The following is a 17,212-nucleotide window of genomic DNA, read 5'->3' as shown; positions in this document are numbered from 1 at the left end:
CCCCCCCGCCCGCCCGCCCCGGCGCCCCCCCCCCCCCCCCCCCCCCCCCCCCCCCCCCCCCCCCCCCGCGCCCCCCCCCGCCCCCCCCCCCCCCCCCCCCCCCTCTCCCGTGCGGGCGGTGAGAGAGCCTTCCCCGAAACCGTTCCGGCGGTGAGAGAGCGTCCGGTGGAAGCTGTAGTTAGGTGGGAGGGGGTTACGCGGTGACTGCCAGGGCGTCGATCTCCACCAGCATGACCTCGTGGGGCAGGTCCACGAAGACGGTGGTGCGGCTCGGCAGCTGGCCGCTGGGCACGTTCTCGCGGATGAACTCGCCGTAGACCTCGTTCATTGCGGCGAAGTCGTCGCGGGTGGTGAGGTAGACGCGGAACATGAGGACGTCTTCAACGGAGGAGCCGCCGGCTTCCAGGATGGCCTTCACGTTTTCCAGCGTGCGACGGGTCTGGACGCGGACGTCGCCGTCGCCGATGTATTGGTTGGTGGCGGGGTCCATGGGTCCCTGGCCGGAAACCTGGAACATGCCACCCTTTTTGATGCCCTGCGAGAATACGTGCGCCGGGGCGGGGGCGTTTTCGGTCAGTACTACGGTCTTTTCACTCATGCTGAGTTCCTTTCGTGGCTGATCCAGCCGAGGTCGTTGGAGATGGACTCGGTGCTGGCTTTGAGGTCGGGCAGCAGCTCAAGCAAGCCTTCATAGCTGAGCATCACTACCGGTACCGAGCAAGAGGCTGCTGCTACAACGGTGCCGCTGGCGTCGCGGATGGGGGTCGCGATGCAGTGCACGAAGGCTTCGTGCTCGGCGTTGTCGTGGGCCCAGCCCTGTTCCTTGACCTGCTCGAGTTCGGCCAGGAGGGCCTCCGGCGAGGTCAGGGTGTTCTCGGTAACTTTGATGTAGTCCAGCCCCGCCGCGATCTTTTCCTGCCGGCTGCGCGGCATATCGGCGAGGAGGACCTTGGACACAGCGGCCGAGTGCAGCGATGCAGTCAGGCCGATGCGCGAGTACATGCGGACGGGGTGGTGCGACTCGAACTTGTCGATGTACACCACCTCGCTCCCTTCGAAGGCGGCAAGGTGCACAGTGTGCCCGGTGCGGCCGTTCAAGTCGGCCAAATGCGGGTGGGCCACCTTGCGGATGTCCCGTTGTTCCAGTGCCAGCGAGGACAGTTCGAACAGCTTTGAGCCGAGCATGAACCGCTGGTCCTCGTCGCGCACCACAAAACGCTTCTCCTCCATGGCGTGCAGAAGCCGCATCACGGTGGTCTTGTGCACCGCGGCCTTGGACGCGAGCTCGTCCAGCGTTGCGGGTTTGGCGGCGAGTTCGCCGAGCAGGTCGATGGCCCGCATGAGGCTCTGGCTCACAGTGTCACGCTCCGGTTCTGGTGTTGAATTGTCCGTCTTCAACATGAATAGCAGCCCAGGCGTCATCCGAAGAATCCAGGATGGCTGCAAGCTCGGCGGCATCGGGCAGCGGGCCGCGGTCGCCGTGAACAGTGAGGGTGCACGCTGCTGCCACATGTCCGCGGCGGAGGCTTTCTTTCTGGCCGAGGCCGAACAGCATGCCGCTGAGGTAACCGGCGGCGAACGAGTCACCCGCGCCAACAGGCTCGACGACGGCGACGGACAGGGCGGACACCTCTTCCCGGGTGCCACTTGAGTCAGCCGTGCCGCGTGTCAGCGCAATGGCGCTGATGGCCTCGTTCTTGATGACCAGAACCTCGGGATCCGGCATCATCCGGCGGAGTTCGGCTTCGTCGGTGGTGCCGAAGGCGTGCTCGGCTTCGTCTTTTCCAACGAGTACGACGTCGGCCAGGTTCGCCAGGCGCTGCAGGACGGAACGGTCCTGGCCTGCCCATAAGGCTTCGCGCCAGTTGACGTCGAAGCTGATGGTCCGGCCGTTCCGCGGTGCGGTCAGGATGGCCTCCAGCAATGACAGGCACTCGGGGGAGAGGGCAGCGGTGATCCCGCTCAGATGAATCAGCGCAGCATTCTCCAGCAAGGAGGAAACGGCCGGATTGGCGAGCGTGGCCCGTCCCATGGCCGACGCCGCTGAGCCTTGCCGGTAGTACAGAACTGAACTGCCGCCGTCGGGGTCTGCTTCCTGGGCGGGGACCTTCACGTAAAGGCCCGTGGGCAGGGAATCGTCAACCTCGACGCCGGACACGCCGACGCCGTGGTCCCGGAGGTCGTGGAGGATGCGCGTGCCGAAGCCATCGCGGCCCACCCGGCTGACCCAGTGGGTGTCCAGCCCCATGGCCGCCAGGCCCATGGCGACGTTTGATTCTGCGCCGCCGATTCCGAAGTGGAGCTCGGTGGCAAGGTGCAGGGGAACGGCATGGACAGGGGTAAGCATGGCCATGGTTTCGCCAACGCATACAGCTGAAAGCATCGTTCTCCCGCACTCATCGTTGCGCTTCCCAGCGCCTTTGGTGGGCCACGAATTCTGGGCGATTCGCGGCAGATTGGGAGGCTCTGCGGGTATGCCGCGGCCTTGACTCTCAATCCGCCACCATGTTAGACATATCACCAGCAGGTTTGCAACCAGCGTTGCAAAATACGCAACGCTAAGGGAAAACCTCCCCAAACAACCCCACAACGCAGCTCCAAAAACGCAGCACCGCGAAGGGAATGAACGCGTGAACACTTCCGAAGCCATTTCGGGGACCGCCGTGGCCGGCCTCGCAGACCGCAGGCTCGACTGGCGGCACAAGGCCGTGCCGGCAACCGACAACGGGACAACCCACGCGGACTTCCTCGCCGCCAAGCACACGTTGGCCGACCTCCAGACGCCGCTGCTGACACTCGACGCTTCAGCGCTCGCAACCAACGCCGATCGCCTCGCCAGGTGGTGCACGGAACGCGGAGTCCTCCTCGCGCCGCACGGCAAGACCACCATGTCGCCGCAGCTCTGGACCGAGCAGCTCAACCGGGGCGCCTGGGGCATCACGCTGGCCAACTTCGCGCAGCTCCGGGTTGCCCGGGAGTTCGGGGTCCGGAACCTGCAGCTGGCCAACAGCCTCACGGATCCGCAGGCGATCCAGTGGGTAGCCGGCCAGCCCGCCGGGACCACCATCCTGTCCTGGATCGACTCCCTGGGAACCGTGGATGTCATCGACCGGACCCTCGCCGGCAGTGGGGCCGTGCTGGACGTCCTGGTGGAGCTCGGTGCCCATGGCGGCCGGACCGGCGCCCGTGGCGTCGAAGCCGCCATGGACGTGGCCCGCGCGATTTCGTCCTCCCCGAACCTCCGCCTGGTAGGCGTCAGTGGGTACGAAGGCTCGCTCGCGCACACAGCGGACGACGCCGGCCTGGCCGCCGTCCGTGGCTACCTCGCCCGGATGGGGCTGCTTCATGAGCAGTTGCTCACCGAAGGGCTGTACGGCTCCAGCGAGGTGATCCTCACCGCGGGGGGAAGCGCCTACTTTGACGATGTTGTCACCGTCTTGTCGCCGTACATCGGAAAAACAGGAGCGGCCGGTGAGACTGGGTCTGATTCCGTATCTGTGGACCTCATGATCCGCAGTGGGGCGTACATCATCCACGACGACGGTTTCTACCGCGGAATCTCGCCGTTTTCCCGTGAAGGCAATCAGCCGTTCAGCGCTGGAATGTACGGCTGGGCACGCGTCGTTTCGCAGACGGAACCCGGCCTGGCCATCCTCGACGCCGGCAAGCGTGACCTCCCGTTCGACGAAGGCCTGCCCGAACCGCAGCTCATCGGCCCAACACTGGGCGGAGCCATGGACCCCTTGGTGGGCGCCGAAATCACCTCGGTCAATGACCAGCACAGCTTCATGACCTACGACGCCAACACCACCACGGTGAACCCCGGCGACGTCGTCCGGCTGGGCCTGTCCCACCCGTGCACCGCCTTCGATAAATGGACCGTCATCCCGGTCCTCGCGGATACCGCCGGCGACCAGACCGTCGTGGACCTCATCCATACCTTCTTCTAGGACCCATGCCATGAAGACACTCATCAGCAACGCCACCCTGGTGGACGGAACCGGATCCGACCGCCACCCCGCGGATGTCCTGCTGGACGGTGCGGTGATTGCCGCCGTCGTCGACGCCGGGACCCTCACCGCAGCGGAAACCGGTGCCGACCGCGTCATCGACGCCACGGGACTTGTCCTGAGTCCCGGGTTCGTCGACATGCACGCGCACTCGGACCTGCAACTTCTGGTCAACAGGGACCACTACGCCAAGCTCAGCCAGGGCGTCACCACGGAATTGCTCGGCCAGGACGGATTGTCCTACGCGCCGGTGGACGATGCGACGTTGGCCGGTGTCCGGGAGAAGATCGCCGGCTGGAACGACAACCCGGCCGATTTCGACTGGAACTGGCGGACCGTGGGCGAGTACCTCGACCGCCTCGACGCAGAACACGACGGTGGCCGCATCGCCACCAACGCCGCGTACCTCGTCCCACAGGGAACCGTCCGGGCCATGGTGATGGGCTTCGCCGAAGGCGACCCCACGCCGGAGCAACAGCAGCAGATGCAGGACGTCATCCGCGCGGCGATGGAGGAGGGCGCCGTGGGAATGTCCTCGGGCCTGACTTACACGCCGGGCATGTACGCCCAAACCGAGGAACTTGCCGGGCTCTGCCGGACGGTGGGGGAGTTGGGCGGCTTCTACGCACCGCATCACCGCTCCTACGGCAAGGGAGCGCTTGGTGCCTACGCCGAGATGATCGGGCTGAGCCGCGACACCGCCTGCGCACTGCACCTGTCGCATGCCACCATGAACTTCGCTGAGAACAAGGGCCGCGCCGGGGAACTCCTGAACCTGATCGACTCCGCCCTCGATGAAGGCGTGGACATCACCCTGGACACCTACCCATACCTCCCGGGAGCCACCACTCTTGCGGCGATCCTGCCGAGCTGGGCCTCCTCCGGCGGCACGGAAGCCACTCTCGCGCGCCTGGCAGATCCTGAAACCCGCGCGAAGATCCGTGAAGCCGTGGAGGTCTACGGCTCCGATGGCTGCCACGGCGTAGTGGCCGAGTGGGACACCCTGGAAATCAGCGGCGTCCAGAACCCGGCGCTCGCGGGTCACGTGGGAAAGACCATCAGGGACATTGCTGCGGAAACCCAGCAAGAGCCCTTCGACGTTTTCGCGCGCATCCTCACCGAAGACCGCCTCGGAACCGGAATCCTGCAGCACGTAGGCCATGAAGAAAACGTGCAGGCCATCATGAAGCACCGGACCCACACCGGCGGCAGCGACGGACTCCTGGTCGGCGCCAAGCCACATCCCCGGGCCTGGGGCACGTTCCCGCGCTACCTCGGCCACTACTCCCGCGACCTCGGACTGCTCAGCCTCGAGGAAACGGTCCACCATCTCAGCGGCCGTCCTGCCGCACGGCTCAAGCTCCACAACAGGGGGCTGGTCCGCGAAGGCTACGCGGCCGACGTCGTGCTCTTCGATCCCGAAACCATCCGCGACGAAGCCACTTTTGAGAACCCCCGCCAAGCCGCCAGCGGTATCCAGTACGTCTTCGTCAACGGCGCGGCAGCGATCGACGCCGGCCAACCCACCGGCGCACGCGCCGGCCGCGCCCTGCGCCGCAGCAGCGACGGCCTCACCAGAGAAGGACAACAATGACCCCTGAACAGTTCCTCCAGCAGCTCGAAGCCGACCGTACCCTCGCGGTTGTCCGCGCCCCGTCCATCACCGACGCCGCGGATCTCTGCCGGGCACTGGCCGACGGCGGCATCCGCAGTGTCGAGCTGACGTTCACCACCCCGGATGTTCTCAAGCACGTACAGCGTGCGGCGGAGACGGCAGCGGAGCATGGTGCCGCCGTCGGAATCGGCACGGTGATGACAGCGGACCAAGCCCGCGCGGCGATCGACGCAGGTGCGCAGTTCCTGGTGACCCCCGGCCTCAGGCCGGAGGTTGCCGCCGTTGCCGTGGCTGCGGGGATCCCGTTCAGCCTCGGCGCCATGACCCCCACCGAGGTGGCGCAGGCCCTGGACCTGGGCTCGGCCGCCGTCAAGATTTTCCCCGCCCGGCAGCTCGGCCCGGCGTATCTGAAGGACCTGCAGGGCCCGTACCCGGGCATCCGCTTGCTGCCTTCGGGAGGCATCGACGCCTCCAACGCCAAGAGCTACCTCGACGCCGGTGCTGCCGCAGTCTGCTGCGGCACCAGCGTAGTCCCGCCCGCAGCAGTTGCAGCAGGCGACTGGGCAGACATTGCGGCACGTGCCGCCGCCTTCACCGGCACCCTCAAGTAGGACTCACCCAGAAAGAAACGCCCATGAATGAATTCCTTGACTGGCTGCGGCACGATACTGCCGGGCTGCTCCTCCTTGCAGGTGCAGGCATTGCCCTTCTGCTGTTCCTGATCATCAAGGTCAAACTTGAGCCGTTCATCGCCCTGGTGGGAACCGGTGTGATCGTTGCCCTGGTGGGCGGGATCTCCGTGGAGGCCCTGGTGGGCTCAGCCACCAAGAGCAGCGACGCCCTGATTGAGAAGGGTTTCGCCGGCATCCTGGGCCACATCACCGTGATCATCGGCCTCGGCACCGTTCTTGGCGCCATCCTTGAGCGGTCCGGCGGCGCTGAAGTGCTGTTGGGGAAGCTGGTGAAGATCTTCGGCGAAAAGGGCACCCCGCTGGCCATGGGTATCACCGGCTTCGTGCTGGGTATTCCGGTGTTCTTCGATATCGGCATCTTCGTCCTGGCGCCGCTGGTCTACGTTGCTGCGATCCGTGGTGGCAAGTCCTTGGCCCTCTACGCGCTGCCCTTGCTCGCCGGCCTCTCCGTGACCCACGCCTTCCTGCCGCCGCACCCCGGACCGGTTGCGGCCGCTGGACTGTTCGGCGTGGACCTTGGATGGATCATCCTCATGGGCCTCATCTGCGGCATTCCGGCCTGGTTCGCTTCGGGCATCCTGTGGGGCACGTACATCGGCAAGCGCGTGATGGTTTCCGTGCCGGAGGACCGGATTGTTCCGGAATCTGATCAGGCCAAGGGCAACGAGCCGTCCATTGGACTTGTCCTCCTGGCCATCGGCTTGCCCATGATCCTCATCCTCGGCGGCACGTTCGGCAACATCTTTGCCCCTGCGGGCACGTTCCGGGACATCCTCCAGTTCTTCGGCAACCCGGCCATCGCGTTGACCGTGGCCGTGCTGCTGGCCATGTGGCTCCTGGGCATCCGACGCGGCATGACCTCGGCCGAGCTCAGCGAAATCACGGGCTCTTCGCTGCGTCCCGTGGGCATGATCCTGCTGGTTGTCGGTGCCGGCGCCTTCTTCGGCGCGGTCCTCTCGGCCACCGGCGTGGGCAAGGCCGTTGCGGATTCGTTGTCCCAGGCAGGCCTGCCGATCATCCTCTCCGCCTTCGTGATCAGCGCCGGCATGCGCATCGCGCAGGGTTCGGCCACCGTGGCGATCGTGACCACCGGCGGCATCCTGGCTCCCAGCTTGGCCTCCGGGTACTCGCAGCCGCAGCTCGCGTTGATCGTGGTGGCCATTTCCTCGGGCTCCATCATTGCCAGCCACGTGAACGACGGCGGCTTCTGGATCATTTCCAAGTACTTCAACATGTCCGTCAAGGACACCCTGAAGACCTGGACCGTGCTGGAAACGGTGCTCTCCATCGTGGGCTTCGGGATGGCGGCCCTGCTGTACACCTTCGTCAGGTGACGTTCCGGCACCCAACCCAGGCGCCGGCGTCGTGCCCGTCCGTTTGAGCCTGAACCGCTGCCACCCACGATGAAATCGAAACGGCCCCGACACGCCTTGGTAAAGGTGTGTCGGGGCCGTTGTCGCGTCAAAGAAGGTGGTGGCGGTACATGTGGGCAGGCCGCTTAAAGCAAAGAGCTCCGGAGTGCGTTATTGGGGGATACGCACTCCGGAGCGGTCTTTGAGCAGGGGCTTTGGCCGACCTGCAGTAATTACTCTACGTTGCGGGGAACCCCTTTGCCACCACCTTGAATAAGTACTTTCGCTTTAGTTTTTATGGGCACCGTCAGGCCTCTTTTTCCGGGGCACGATCAGTACGGGACGGCGCTGGTGATGGCTGAGCCACGCCGCCACCGAACCATTCAAGGCCTCCGAAATCCGATGCCCCAAACCCGGCTCCGGCGTCCCAACGATGATCATTGAGGCGTTGATATCCGCGGCGAGCCTGCCCAAGGCCCGGGCCGGATCGCCGGCCAGCAGACGCAAGGTCCAATCAGCCGTGCCGCCGTCCATCGCCTCTGCGATAACCCTGCCAAGATCGCCGCGCACGGCCTCGACGTCGGCATCGTCCTTCTCGGGATGAAGCGACATGCGGTGTGTCTCCCGGGATGGGTCCCACTCCACGAGGTAGCTGGCCTCGTCCACGTACGCGCACACCAACGGCACGCCGAGCCGCTCGGCCAAGGTCCGGGCAGTTTGGAGGACCTCCACATGCTGGTCCGGCAGAACCCCTACAACCAAGGGAATCGGTCCGCTGAAATTTTCCGCAGCCATACCCTTATTGTTGCGCCGGGGCGATCCAATGAACAGGCTGTTTGGGGGCTACTGCGGGTTAGCTTTCAGAGGGCCTGTTCCACGTGAGGCGCACTGTGAAATTGGAGCCCGTGCTCGCCGATGCAATGAACGCGCCCGCCTCCGCATGAAGGTCGATGCCGAATTCCACACTCACCTCATCCGGACGGTTCTCCAGGCTAAGGAGCTCATCGATGACCCCCTGAACCGCTGGGCGCACATGCGCCAACGCCCGCTCGAAGGTCTGCTGGGCCCGCGCGAAAATGCCGGAATGATCCCCTGCATGATCGCCGCCCCTGGTCACCAGGCTCCCCGCAGCGCTCGCGACCTCCACAACAACCGTGCCGCCGTCGTCGGTAGTGAACTCAACCAGCCTGCTCATGGCGCGGTCCCCGCTTCAGCAACCGGACGAAGCCTGCGGGCAGTGACCATGATTCCAATGCCCACCGAGCAAAGCAGCAGCAAATGCAGGAGCAATGGCAGCGCCTGCGTCATATACCAGCTCTCCATGAACACGCCTTTCCCTTGAATCCAGATGATGGGCTGCAGCACAGGGGGCAGCAGCAAGAACCATGCGAGAGTCCGTTGTGCCGGATTCCGGAGTGCCAGGACGCCCGCCCACAGCCCAAAAACGCACAGGATAAAGCTGGACACGACTGCGGTTACCTCAACCGTGTAGTTGAGGCCGGCCAAGCCAAAAGCGGCCTGGGAAACCACAACGCCCGCCATGGCCAACCTTCCTTGGGCTGATCGCTCCGGGAGGCCCGCGACGGCCAACAGCAGGAACCCGATAGGAGCCAACAGCCCATAAAGGACCCGAAGAACGATGTCGCCGCCGTTGTCCTGCCAGAACTCGACGTCGAACCACATGAAGAACACCGCGAAGCACGCTCCCACGCCGCCTGCAACAGCCAGCGCGGCGCCGCCCCACGCCAACGGCGTCCACAGCAGCGGCTCCGGCCCGCCTCCGGGGTCGGGTGCTGAAACGCCAGCGCCCGACGCCGGGACGCCGTCGGGTGCCTCAGCTTTGGTTTCGTCAGGGGCTGGGTCAGGTGCCGGACGTTCTTCGGTGCCGGTAGTTGGGGCGGGGTTCGCGCCAGTCCCAGGGCCGGGACTTTGGTCCGCGGCGACGGTGTGTGCCGGCGTCGGTTTCCGCAGTGGCCGCAACGGAGAATCGGCCGCTGTGTAGGAGCCATGTGGTGTCTCATCTTCAGTGGCCCCGGCAACCACAGGCACCTCAGCCGGGGGTGGCTCCTTGGGCCTGGCCTTCTCGATTTCTGCCCGCGCTGCCGTGGCGAGTCCGTCGGGATCCGTTGCGCCGGCGTCCACGGCCGCCAACTCTTCCGACACGTCCAGCACCGCCTCCCACGAGCCGAGGGACGAGTGATAGCGCAGCTCGCCCTGCAGATCGGAGATGCGTTGCCGCCGTTCGGAGTCCTGCCTCCGGGCTGCGGCTTCTGGGTACGCGGGGTCGTCCTGGACCACGGCGAAGCCATCTGCCGCGGCCAACCAATCGCCCGCTTCTTCAGCTTCGAGAGCTTCGCGGTACGTCCGGGCCAGCTCAAGCCGGTGCCGCGCGTTGTCCTTCAAGGCTGTGGCGTCGCGATATCCGGGTTCCAGTGTCAGGAGGTCTTCGAACAGCTCTACGGCCTGCTCGAAGCGCCGTGCCCGCAGTTCCGCCGATGCCTGAACATACAACGCACGCAGTTGGGCGCGTTTCATGGCCTGCGCAGCACCGCTTCCGGAACCACCGGCAAATCCCGGTGGGATTGCCGCCTGACCGCCCACCGGGGTGACCGCCGTCGAACCCGCAGCCTGGCCACCCGCTGATGTTGCCGCCGTCGTGCCGGTAGCAAAACCAGTGCCCGCAACCGAGCCTGTCCCGTCAACGAAACCGGGCGCGCGGGGCGTTCCCTTCAAGGTGAACAGTTGGGTGGAGCCGCCGCGGACGTAGAGGGCAGGGGTGACCCACTCCAGGGTGCCGTCCGGGCTGGCCATGACCGAGATCCTGCCGATCCGTGCTGCCTCGTCCACTGTGCGGCCGTTTGCGATGGCGGCGTAGAAACCGTGGGCGAAGGCGATTGCGGCGTAGTCGCTGATGGCGAACTGCATTGCTGCCACGGCTCCGATGCCGCTCCGGACCAAGGCCGACGCGGTGCCTGAGAAGAGGTCTGACTGCCCCATTTCGCCGGAGGAACACGAGTTCAGCACCACCAACCGGGGACGGGGTGCGGCGACGCTGAGCAGGGCCATGAGTCGGACGGCACGGACCATCGCGGCCCTGCCATCCGGCCCCACCAGCGCTATCCGGCCTTCGTCGGTACGGGAGTCGTAGTCGCCGTGTCCCACGAAATGGACCACATGCCAGGGGCCGGCGAGCAGCATGGACTGCACGTCATCCCAAGTGCCGCTCTTTGCCCAAACCAGCTCCACCCGGCCTTCGGACACCGGACCGGCAAGAGCCCGGCCCAAGTGGTCCTTCTCCGCGTCGACGTCCAAAGTGGGCAGGTCCCGGGGTGAGGCCACGATCCCGAGGATGCGCAACGGAGGCGCCACATCCAAGGGGTTCAGGTTGTAATCGGGGGCGGGGACGTGCCGGAGCAGGGGCTCGGTCTGGCAGAGGTACGTTTCGGTTTCCGGGTCGAACAGGGTCTCCCAAGGCATGGTGGCCAGTTCCGGGGCTGCCAGTCTCAGGACAACCCTCAGTTGCTGGCCGGCGTGTTGCGCCGCACCCAGGCTTGCCCGGTACGTGCCGTAGACCTCGCGAGTGAACAGCGCCTGGAACAGCTCCTGGCCAACCTCGCGGACGGCCATCTCGGCCACGGGCATGGTCCTGCGGGCGGCAACAGCGGAAGCAAGTACTGTGGCCTCCAGTTGGGGGAGCCGGTCCAGGATGCCGTCCACGTCAAGGGTGAATGCCCCCGAAGCGTGGCCTCCCGCCGGGGCACGGACTACGTGCACCGTATATTCGCCGCGTGCGGAGCCGGTATCAATTTCCAGCTCGATGTCACAGTCCATCGCGGATCCCTTGTGCAGAGGGCAATCCGCCGCACATCCAGTGAGCCGGGAGTGCCCCTAGGAATAGATTGGCCCTAAGCCCGCCCCGCCACAAGAGCCCGTAGGCCGGGACCCTTGTAGACGCAACTGCCCCGGCCTACGGTTAATTCGAAGGAAGGCGGTCTGCGATGGAAATTTACATGTGGTGGCTCGATCTGCACTTGGACAGCAAGGAATGGCTGCGCGAAAACCTGCGTGCCGACGAACTTCCGCTGCAAGTACTGCAGCATATTGCCGAAGCCGGCGGACCCCACCGGGACAAGGTCAGCGGTGTGCTGACCGTCGCCGATTGGGACTTCATTGAGACGCAGTCGGAGTTCGTGGACTGACGAGGCTGCTTAGCCGGCCGGCTTCCATCCCAGGGCCGGTCCCAGCTTGCCCGCGATGTCGGTGAGGATCTGTACATAGTCCTCCTGGTCAAAGCTGAAGGGCAGCGCGAAGGCAACCTCGTCGACTTCCTGGAATCCCTGATGGGCGTAGAGCTGCTCGGCGATGTCATCGCTGGTACCGATGATGTCCTGGGCGAACATCATGCGCTTCGGTCCTTGGGGCGTGCGTGTGCGTGGTGTGCGTTCGTCCACGTACCGCTGGTACTTCTGCCGCTGGGCCGGTGATGCCGAATCCGTGGGAATTACCACCAGCCCCTGCGATACCCGGGCAGTGTTCCCTGCCAGGGCGGGGGCCGCGCGGTAAGCGCGGATCTGTGACTGTTGGACCCCGGCGAAATCCGGCTCCTGGTCCTTGTCGGGGAAGATGACGCTGCTGGAGAGCAGATTGAAGCCGTTTTCTCCGGCCCACACGGCCGATTTCATGCTTGCCGCCCCATACCAAAGCCGTGAACGAAGCCCGGCGGAGTGCGGCTCCACGCGGTTGGAGAATTCCTCCACTACGCCTTGCTTCCCGGAGAAGTCCCGCACTTTTTCGCCGGCTATCAGACGGGCAAGCCGGTCCACCCGTGCGTAGCTGAAGTCCTCCACGTCAGCGGTGTCCGGATAGAGCTCATGTTTCACAGTGTCGAAGTTCATGGGTTCGCCGACGCTCAGCCCCGGGTTGATCCGCCCACCGGAGAGCAGGTCCACGGTGGCCAGATCTTCGGCCAGCCGCAAGGGGTTTTCCCAACCCAACGGCGTCACGGCGGTGCCGAGCTCAATCCTGGAGGTGCGCTGGCTTGCCGCGGCCATGACCGCAACAGGTGAGGAGATCCCGAACTGCAGGTGGCGGTGCCGCAGCCAGGCGCTGTCGAACCCCAGCCGCTCGCCGAGTTCGATGATCTCCAACGTCGATTGGTGCCCGGCGGCCGGGTCAGCTGGATCGAACAGGCCGATAGTGAGGAAACCAAGCTTGCGCAGGGGGTGTTCGGGGATGGGCATGGGCTTCCTTCACGGTCGGGCGGCGGCTACTGCCCAGAATAGGCTGCGGTCCCGGGGGCGACGGCGGGACGTTACCTTTTGTGATGGAGGACTGCTTCTGGTGCCAGAACTACGCGCAGCTGGCGGCCGGGCGGGTTGCCGCGACGATGACCTGGGCGGCAGTGTCCGGGCGCAGTGACGGGCTTTCCGGAGCCTGGGCTGCGACCCGCGCAGGCCGCTGCTTGGCCCGCATCCGGAGAAGAGCCACTGCCGAGATCAGGAACCAGGCGACATTCGTCACGACGGAGGGCCAGGCTCCATGGAGCGTGCCATTGACGATGAACGCGCATGAACCAAAAAGATTGACCGTCTGGAAGGTGCTGCCCGCCTGCAACCAGCCCAGTGACACTCCCATGTAGCCGCCGAGCATTGCCACTGCGCCGGCCCAGCCGGTGATTTCGAACAGCATTTCCATGGGAGTCCTTTCATGATTTTGGGCACTCGGATGAAGCCGGCGGGCGGCGTGTGGTCCGGAGTGGAGGCTTGATTCGGTAGTCGGTGTTGGGCGACGGAATCGTGCTTTTGAGTCAATATTGAGTGAGTAAGCCGTTTAGTTCAATTGCAATATTCTGAAGCCCGTGTTTAGGAGCGCTTAACATGGATATGGACCCGCGCCGACTGCTGGTTCTTCTCGCTGTTGCCCGTACCGGCGGCGTCCTCGCGGCAGCTGATGAACTGCGGATTACGCCCTCCGCGGTGTCGCAGCAGCTCAGCAAACTCGAGAACGAGGCAGGGCAGGCGCTACTCCTGCGAACCCCTAAAGGCTCCGTGCTCACACCCGCAGGCCTGGCCATGGCCGAGGCGGGGGAAGAGATAGAACGAGCCCTCAACGTGGCCCGCGCCCGGATGCAAAGCGAGGTCAACATCGCAGGTGTTGTGCGCGTGGGCGGATTCACCAGTTTCATGCGGACAGTGGTGATCCCGCGTCTTCCGGAGTGGCGCAGCCAATACCCCCAGTTGCAGATTCAGATCGTGGAGGATTCCTATCCCGCGCTGATGCGGCTGCTCCGCCAACGCCAGCTCGATGCTGTGGTGATTGAACAGGACTCGACAGCGGCCGAGCAGCATCCGATGGCGGCCGGAATGGTGCAGGAACCCCTGCTGGATGAACCATGGAAGCTCGTGGTGCCCACAGGAACCCTGCTGGGCACGGACAACATCGACCTGACCCGTTTGCACTTGCCGTGGCTGGGAGTCGAGCCGTCAGCAGCCAACACAGCAGTGCTCGGGCGTCTCCGCCACTCGACGGGTGCCCGGATTGAGACTGTTCATCAGTACCACGACACACTCACCGCGCTGGCACTCGTCGCTGCCGGCGAGGGGGTTGCCATCGTGCCCACCTTGGCGCTCACCGGCGTGGTCCATGACCAAGTGGACATCCTGGACGTTCCCGGTTTGGGGACCCGGCACATCGCCTTGCGACGCTTCGACCGGCGAAGGGCGGCGAGCCTGCCCGTGGACACGGTGGCCCGGCTGCTCCGGGAGTCTGCGGCGGCGTTCGACACCCGCTCGGGCTCCTGACCCGCCGCGCCTTTCGCAGGCGGGGCAGGTCAGGCAGCCGGCGACTGCTTCAGGTTAGTTGAGGGCCGGGGTGTCAGTAGGGATCACTCCCGAGCCGTACAGGTCGGTGGCGAGGTCCTGCAGTGCACGCAGGGCCACGCGCTGCGTAAACGGGCCGTAGGACACGCGGGCCACACCCAGTTTCTGGAGCTCGGCAGCGGGCAGGGCTCCAGGTGCACCGATCACGGAGAGCTTCCCGTGACCGAGGCCTTCAACCAGCGGTTCGATGACTTCACGGGTCATGGCGCCTGGCACGAAGACCAGCGCAGCGCCGGCGTCCAGGAAGGCGCGTCCCCTGGCGATGGCGTCCTCGATGCTGTCTTTGATCGGCCGGTCCCCGCCCCGGGCGATCGCGTCGGTGCGTGCGTTCAGCTGGAACTGGATGCCTTCGTCGGCGGCTGCCGACATGATCGACTGCACGCGGGCCACGGCCTCGTCGAAGGGCCGAAGCCGGTCTTCGACGTTGGCACCAACTACGCCGATCCCCATCGCCCGGCGGATGGTCTCGGCCGGGTTGTCGTAGCCATCGTCCAGGTCGGCAGTGACCGGGTGATCCACCGCGTCGACGATGCGTTTCACGCCGTCCAGTGCGACGTCCAAGGGCATGGTTCCGTCGGCATAGCCAAAGGCTGCAGCAATCGAATGCCCCGCAGTGGCAATGGCCTTCGTCTCAGGCAGTGCTGCAATTGTCCGGGCACTGATGGCGTCCCACACATTGACCACACTCAGGATTTCCGGTGCCTCATGCAGGGCTTTGAGCTGCTGTGCACGGGCGTTGATATTTGCGTCAGTCATCGTCGTTCTCCGTCATCGTTGTTCTCCGTGATCCACGGGTGGGAACCAGTCTCACTTGCCACCCACAGCCTAGGCATAACGTCGGGCCATGGAAACAGCCTGGGGGGTGAGGCGGCACACCATGCATCGTGTGCCCATGTACTACGTAGCGGTGGAAACTACGACGTCGGGTGGCCGGCTTCTGCCGCTGGTTCCGTTTCCGCCGGCTCTGCTCCTACGACCCTGTTCCGGCCCTGGGCTTTCGCATTGTAAAGCGCGGCATCTGCCACGTTGATCATGAAGGCCAGGTCCGGAACGTCCGTGCCTGTCGAGGTGACGCCGTAGCTCACTGTTGGGAACGGCAAGCCATCCGGGCCCTGCATCGCCGATAGGCGGCTACTGATTTCTGAAGCGATGACCTCAGCCCGTTGTTGGGTAGCTCCAGGCAGGAACAGGATGAATTCCTCCCCACCGTATCGGGCCACGAGATCCGTCGACCTGACCGAGGCAGTGCAGGCTGTGGCGAAGGCGCGGAGGGCCGCGTCACCGGCCGAGTGCCCGTGTTCATCATTGACGGCCTTGAAATGGTCCAGGTCGGCCAGGACCAGGGCCGCACCGTGATGGGACGCAGGGCCCGCCAACTGCCGGGAGGCCAGCTCCAGGAAAGCACCCCTGTTGAGCAACCCGGTCAGGTGATCACGATCCGCCCGTTCCCGGAGGCGTTTGATCAACTGCTTGTTGCTGAGCGTATTCATGGTGGAGGACACGGCCACCAGCAGCATCAAATGCATCAGGGCAGCCGGCGCATAGCCAAAGAAGGTCCGGAAAACCTCGTTGCCCGGTCCGGCCAGCACGAAGGTCACTGCCCGGAACAGGTAGTACAAGGCCGTCAGCCCGGCGACGATGGACAGGAATTTGGTGATCCTGGACCGGGCAGGTTTCGCGAACCACAGTTCCATCGCGGCCAACGTGATTCCCAGCGTCGTCAGGCACAGGTACACCAAGCCGCCGGACCACACGCTGTTTCCCGGATCGTCCAGAACGGATGCAAAGCCACTGAGAAGAGGAGCCGGCAACAGCAGCCACGCGCTTGCCCGGCGGTCGCGGAGGGTGCGTGCCCCCGCCCAGACACAGAATGTCCCCGCGACAACAAGGGTCTTGCCGGCGGGATTGGCCCACAGTTGGGCGGCCGTACCGTTCAGCAGGAAGGCTGCATTGCCAACGAAAAAGAGGCACAGGGCTACCCGCCACCACTCGGCGTAGGGCGAGCGTCTTCGTTGGGACGAGGCACAGGAAATGACGATCAAGGTCAGAGTGACCAGGCCGAGGACGATCCTGACGGAGAAGGGGTCCAGGACTATGGCTCCCTCTTGCACTGATTGTGCAATCATGGCGCTGCGCCGCTAACTTCCGAGCACCAAATATCCCTCATTTGTTACCCTCGAATGATCGCTATCTCCGTGCTGCACTTAATCCCCCGCATTTGTTGCTCTACTGGCTTTTGGCCACAAAGCCAACAGTCAAGCATGTTTTCTCACTTTAGTGAATAGGGATCAGTGAGGGGAATCCGAACCCGGAGGAATCCGAACCCGGACGTGAGCCACGTTTGTTCAGCGTTGGGCGCTGCCTCGCGGGTCAGCGCCCGTTCAGGGACGCCCTGCACTGGCTCTTGTTTGCGGCTGATTTCACGGGGCCTTCTAAGGTTCCGCGGGCCTTTTAATGCGGACCGCTGCCATGCCTGCAATGCTGCCTGCGGCCGAAATAAAAAACACGAGAACCAGCGAAGGGCCCAGCAGTCGAGGAAACAGCAGATTTTCCCAGGCACGCCAATAACGGAATCGATACTGATTTATCGGCGATGGAATATGCCGGCCGCCGTCCCGCAAAATCGGCCAGTATCCCACCCATGCCACCCACCCGCCCAGATGGG

Annotated in this window: 17 protein-coding genes; 6 read left to right on the top strand and 11 right to left on the bottom strand. The window is 64.8% G+C overall.

Features of this window, described 5'->3' with window-relative positions; genetic code table 11:
• Positions 1 to 193: 193 nt before the first annotated feature.
• From LN996_RS20985 to LN996_RS20975, 3 genes are read right to left on the bottom strand one after another with little or no spacing between them, the layout of a single operon-like run.
• Complete coding sequence (locus tag LN996_RS20985; protein WP_231342843.1) at positions 194 to 598, bottom strand: RidA family protein; 405 nt, start codon at positions 596 to 598, stop codon at positions 194 to 196.
• Complete coding sequence (locus tag LN996_RS20980; RefSeq protein ID WP_308102750.1) at positions 595 to 1,401, bottom strand: IclR family transcriptional regulator; 807 nt, start codon at positions 1,399 to 1,401, stop codon at positions 595 to 597. Before LN996_RS20980 ends, LN996_RS20985 begins: the two co-directional genes overlap by 4 nt.
• Positions 1,361 to 2,383 (bottom strand): sugar kinase, encoded by a 1,023-nt coding sequence (locus LN996_RS20975; RefSeq protein WP_231342839.1) that lies wholly within the window; start codon positions 2,381 to 2,383, stop codon positions 1,361 to 1,363. The genes LN996_RS20980 and LN996_RS20975 overlap by 41 nt, the downstream gene beginning before the upstream one ends.
• Before the next feature lie 247 nt (positions 2,384 to 2,630).
• On the opposite strand from LN996_RS20975, the gene LN996_RS20970 reads away from it, so the two are divergent.
• The 4 genes from LN996_RS20970 to LN996_RS20955 are packed head-to-tail and all read left to right on the top strand — an operon-like array spanning position 2,631 to position 7,651.
• Positions 2,631 to 3,950, top strand: a complete 1,320-nt coding sequence (locus LN996_RS20970; protein ID WP_231342838.1) for an alanine racemase — start codon at positions 2,631 to 2,633, stop codon at positions 3,948 to 3,950.
• Positions 3,951 to 3,960: 10 nt separating this feature from the next.
• A complete protein-coding gene (locus LN996_RS20965) occupies positions 3,961 to 5,604 on the top strand; it encodes an amidohydrolase family protein (protein WP_231342837.1) in 1,644 nt (547 codons plus the stop codon).
• The gene (locus LN996_RS20960) at positions 5,601 to 6,236 is read left to right on the top strand and encodes a bifunctional 4-hydroxy-2-oxoglutarate aldolase/2-dehydro-3-deoxy-phosphogluconate aldolase (protein ID WP_159707966.1); all 636 of its coding nucleotides are present in this window, start codon (positions 5,601 to 5,603) and stop codon (positions 6,234 to 6,236) included. Before LN996_RS20965 ends, LN996_RS20960 begins: the two co-directional genes overlap by 4 nt.
• 23 nt (positions 6,237 to 6,259) lie before the next feature.
• Positions 6,260 to 7,651 carry a GntP family permease gene (locus tag LN996_RS20955; protein ID WP_231342835.1) on the top strand — a complete coding sequence of 464 codons (1,392 nt, stop codon included), beginning with the start codon at positions 6,260 to 6,262 and terminating at the stop codon, positions 7,649 to 7,651.
• A 306-nt stretch (positions 7,652 to 7,957) separates the two neighbouring features.
• On the opposite strand, the gene LN996_RS20950 is transcribed toward LN996_RS20955, so the two are convergent.
• From LN996_RS20950 to LN996_RS20940, 3 genes are read right to left on the bottom strand one after another with little or no spacing between them, the layout of a single operon-like run.
• Positions 7,958 to 8,464, bottom strand: coding sequence for a universal stress protein (locus LN996_RS20950; RefSeq protein ID WP_231342833.1), 507 nt, complete (start codon positions 8,462 to 8,464; stop codon positions 7,958 to 7,960).
• 58 nt (positions 8,465 to 8,522) lie between these two features.
• Positions 8,523 to 8,864: a CU044_2847 family protein gene (locus LN996_RS20945; protein ID WP_231342830.1), complete on the bottom strand. Its 342-nt coding sequence runs from the start codon at positions 8,862 to 8,864 to the stop codon at positions 8,523 to 8,525.
• Complete coding sequence (locus tag LN996_RS20940) at positions 8,861 to 11,500, bottom strand: CHAT domain-containing protein (protein WP_231342828.1); 2,640 nt, start codon at positions 11,498 to 11,500, stop codon at positions 8,861 to 8,863. The genes LN996_RS20945 and LN996_RS20940 overlap by 4 nt, the downstream gene beginning before the upstream one ends.
• Before the next feature lie 167 nt (positions 11,501 to 11,667).
• Here LN996_RS20940 and LN996_RS20935 point away from each other — a divergent pair, with 167 nt between their 5' ends.
• Positions 11,668 to 11,868 (top strand): hypothetical protein, encoded by a 201-nt coding sequence (locus LN996_RS20935; protein WP_231342827.1) that lies wholly within the window; start codon positions 11,668 to 11,670, stop codon positions 11,866 to 11,868.
• Between the two features lie 9 nt (positions 11,869 to 11,877).
• Here the strand turns inward: LN996_RS20935 and LN996_RS20930 are convergent, their stop codons facing one another.
• Together LN996_RS20930 and LN996_RS20925 are read right to left on the bottom strand one after the other, a co-directional pair.
• Positions 11,878 to 12,909 carry an LLM class flavin-dependent oxidoreductase gene (locus LN996_RS20930; RefSeq protein WP_231342826.1) on the bottom strand — a complete coding sequence of 344 codons (1,032 nt, stop codon included), beginning with the start codon at positions 12,907 to 12,909 and terminating at the stop codon, positions 11,878 to 11,880.
• Positions 12,910 to 13,018: 109 nt separating this feature from the next.
• A complete protein-coding gene (locus LN996_RS20925) occupies positions 13,019 to 13,363 on the bottom strand; it encodes a YgjV family protein (RefSeq protein ID WP_231342825.1) in 345 nt (114 codons plus the stop codon).
• Positions 13,364 to 13,545: 182 nt separating this feature from the next.
• Here LN996_RS20925 and LN996_RS20920 point away from each other — a divergent pair, with 182 nt between their 5' ends.
• Entirely contained in the window at positions 13,546 to 14,469 is a 924-nt protein-coding gene (locus LN996_RS20920; RefSeq protein ID WP_231342824.1) for a LysR family transcriptional regulator, read from the top strand.
• A gap of 54 nt (positions 14,470 to 14,523) precedes the next feature.
• On the opposite strand, the gene LN996_RS20915 is transcribed toward LN996_RS20920, so the two are convergent.
• From LN996_RS20915 to LN996_RS20905, 3 genes are all read right to left on the bottom strand, one after another.
• A complete protein-coding gene (locus LN996_RS20915) occupies positions 14,524 to 15,303 on the bottom strand; it encodes an isocitrate lyase/phosphoenolpyruvate mutase family protein (RefSeq protein ID WP_231342822.1) in 780 nt (259 codons plus the stop codon).
• A gap of 158 nt (positions 15,304 to 15,461) precedes the next feature.
• Entirely contained in the window at positions 15,462 to 16,673 is a 1,212-nt protein-coding gene (locus LN996_RS20910; RefSeq protein WP_231342820.1) for a GGDEF domain-containing protein, read from the bottom strand.
• Between the two features lie 306 nt (positions 16,674 to 16,979).
• A partial coding sequence (locus LN996_RS20905) for a hypothetical protein (protein WP_231342818.1) occupies positions 16,980 to 17,212 on the bottom strand: 233 nt, incomplete at its 5' end.

Source organism: Arthrobacter sp. AK01 (assembly GCF_021109375.1).
GTDB lineage: Bacteria > Actinomycetota > Actinomycetes > Actinomycetales > Micrococcaceae > Arthrobacter.
Note: the sequence above shows the minus strand (reverse complement) of the source record. Positions and strands in the feature narration are given on the sequence as shown.

Coding starts and splice junctions, on each gene's coding strand:
- LN996_RS20985 (WP_231342843.1), bottom strand. CDS start 598: ATGAGTGAAAAGACCGTAGTACTGACCGAAAACGCCCCCGCCCCGGCG.
- LN996_RS20980 (WP_308102750.1), bottom strand. CDS start 1,401: ATGTTGAAGACGGACAATTCAACACCAGAACCGGAGCGTGACACTGTG.
- LN996_RS20975 (WP_231342839.1), bottom strand. CDS start 2,383: ATGCTTTCAGCTGTATGCGTTGGCGAAACCATGGCCATGCTTACCCCT.
- LN996_RS20965 (WP_231342837.1), top strand. CDS start 3,961: ATGAAGACACTCATCAGCAACGCCACCCTGGTGGACGGAACCGGATCC.
- LN996_RS20960 (WP_159707966.1), top strand. CDS start 5,601: ATGACCCCTGAACAGTTCCTCCAGCAGCTCGAAGCCGACCGTACCCTC.
- LN996_RS20955 (WP_231342835.1), top strand. CDS start 6,260: ATGAATGAATTCCTTGACTGGCTGCGGCACGATACTGCCGGGCTGCTC.
- LN996_RS20950 (WP_231342833.1), bottom strand. CDS start 8,464: ATGGCTGCGGAAAATTTCAGCGGACCGATTCCCTTGGTTGTAGGGGTT.
- LN996_RS20945 (WP_231342830.1), bottom strand. CDS start 8,864: ATGAGCAGGCTGGTTGAGTTCACTACCGACGACGGCGGCACGGTTGTT.
- LN996_RS20940 (WP_231342828.1), bottom strand. CDS start 11,500: ATGGACTGTGACATCGAGCTGGAAATTGATACCGGCTCCGCACGCGGC.
- LN996_RS20935 (WP_231342827.1), top strand. CDS start 11,668: ATGGAAATTTACATGTGGTGGCTCGATCTGCACTTGGACAGCAAGGAA.
- LN996_RS20930 (WP_231342826.1), bottom strand. CDS start 12,909: ATGCCCATCCCCGAACACCCCCTGCGCAAGCTTGGTTTCCTCACTATC.
- LN996_RS20925 (WP_231342825.1), bottom strand. CDS start 13,363: ATGGAAATGCTGTTCGAAATCACCGGCTGGGCCGGCGCAGTGGCAATG.
- LN996_RS20920 (WP_231342824.1), top strand. CDS start 13,546: ATGGATATGGACCCGCGCCGACTGCTGGTTCTTCTCGCTGTTGCCCGT.
- LN996_RS20915 (WP_231342822.1), bottom strand. CDS start 15,303: ATGACTGACGCAAATATCAACGCCCGTGCACAGCAGCTCAAAGCCCTG.
- LN996_RS20910 (WP_231342820.1), bottom strand. CDS start 16,673: ATGATTGCACAATCAGTGCAAGAGGGAGCCATAGTCCTGGACCCCTTC.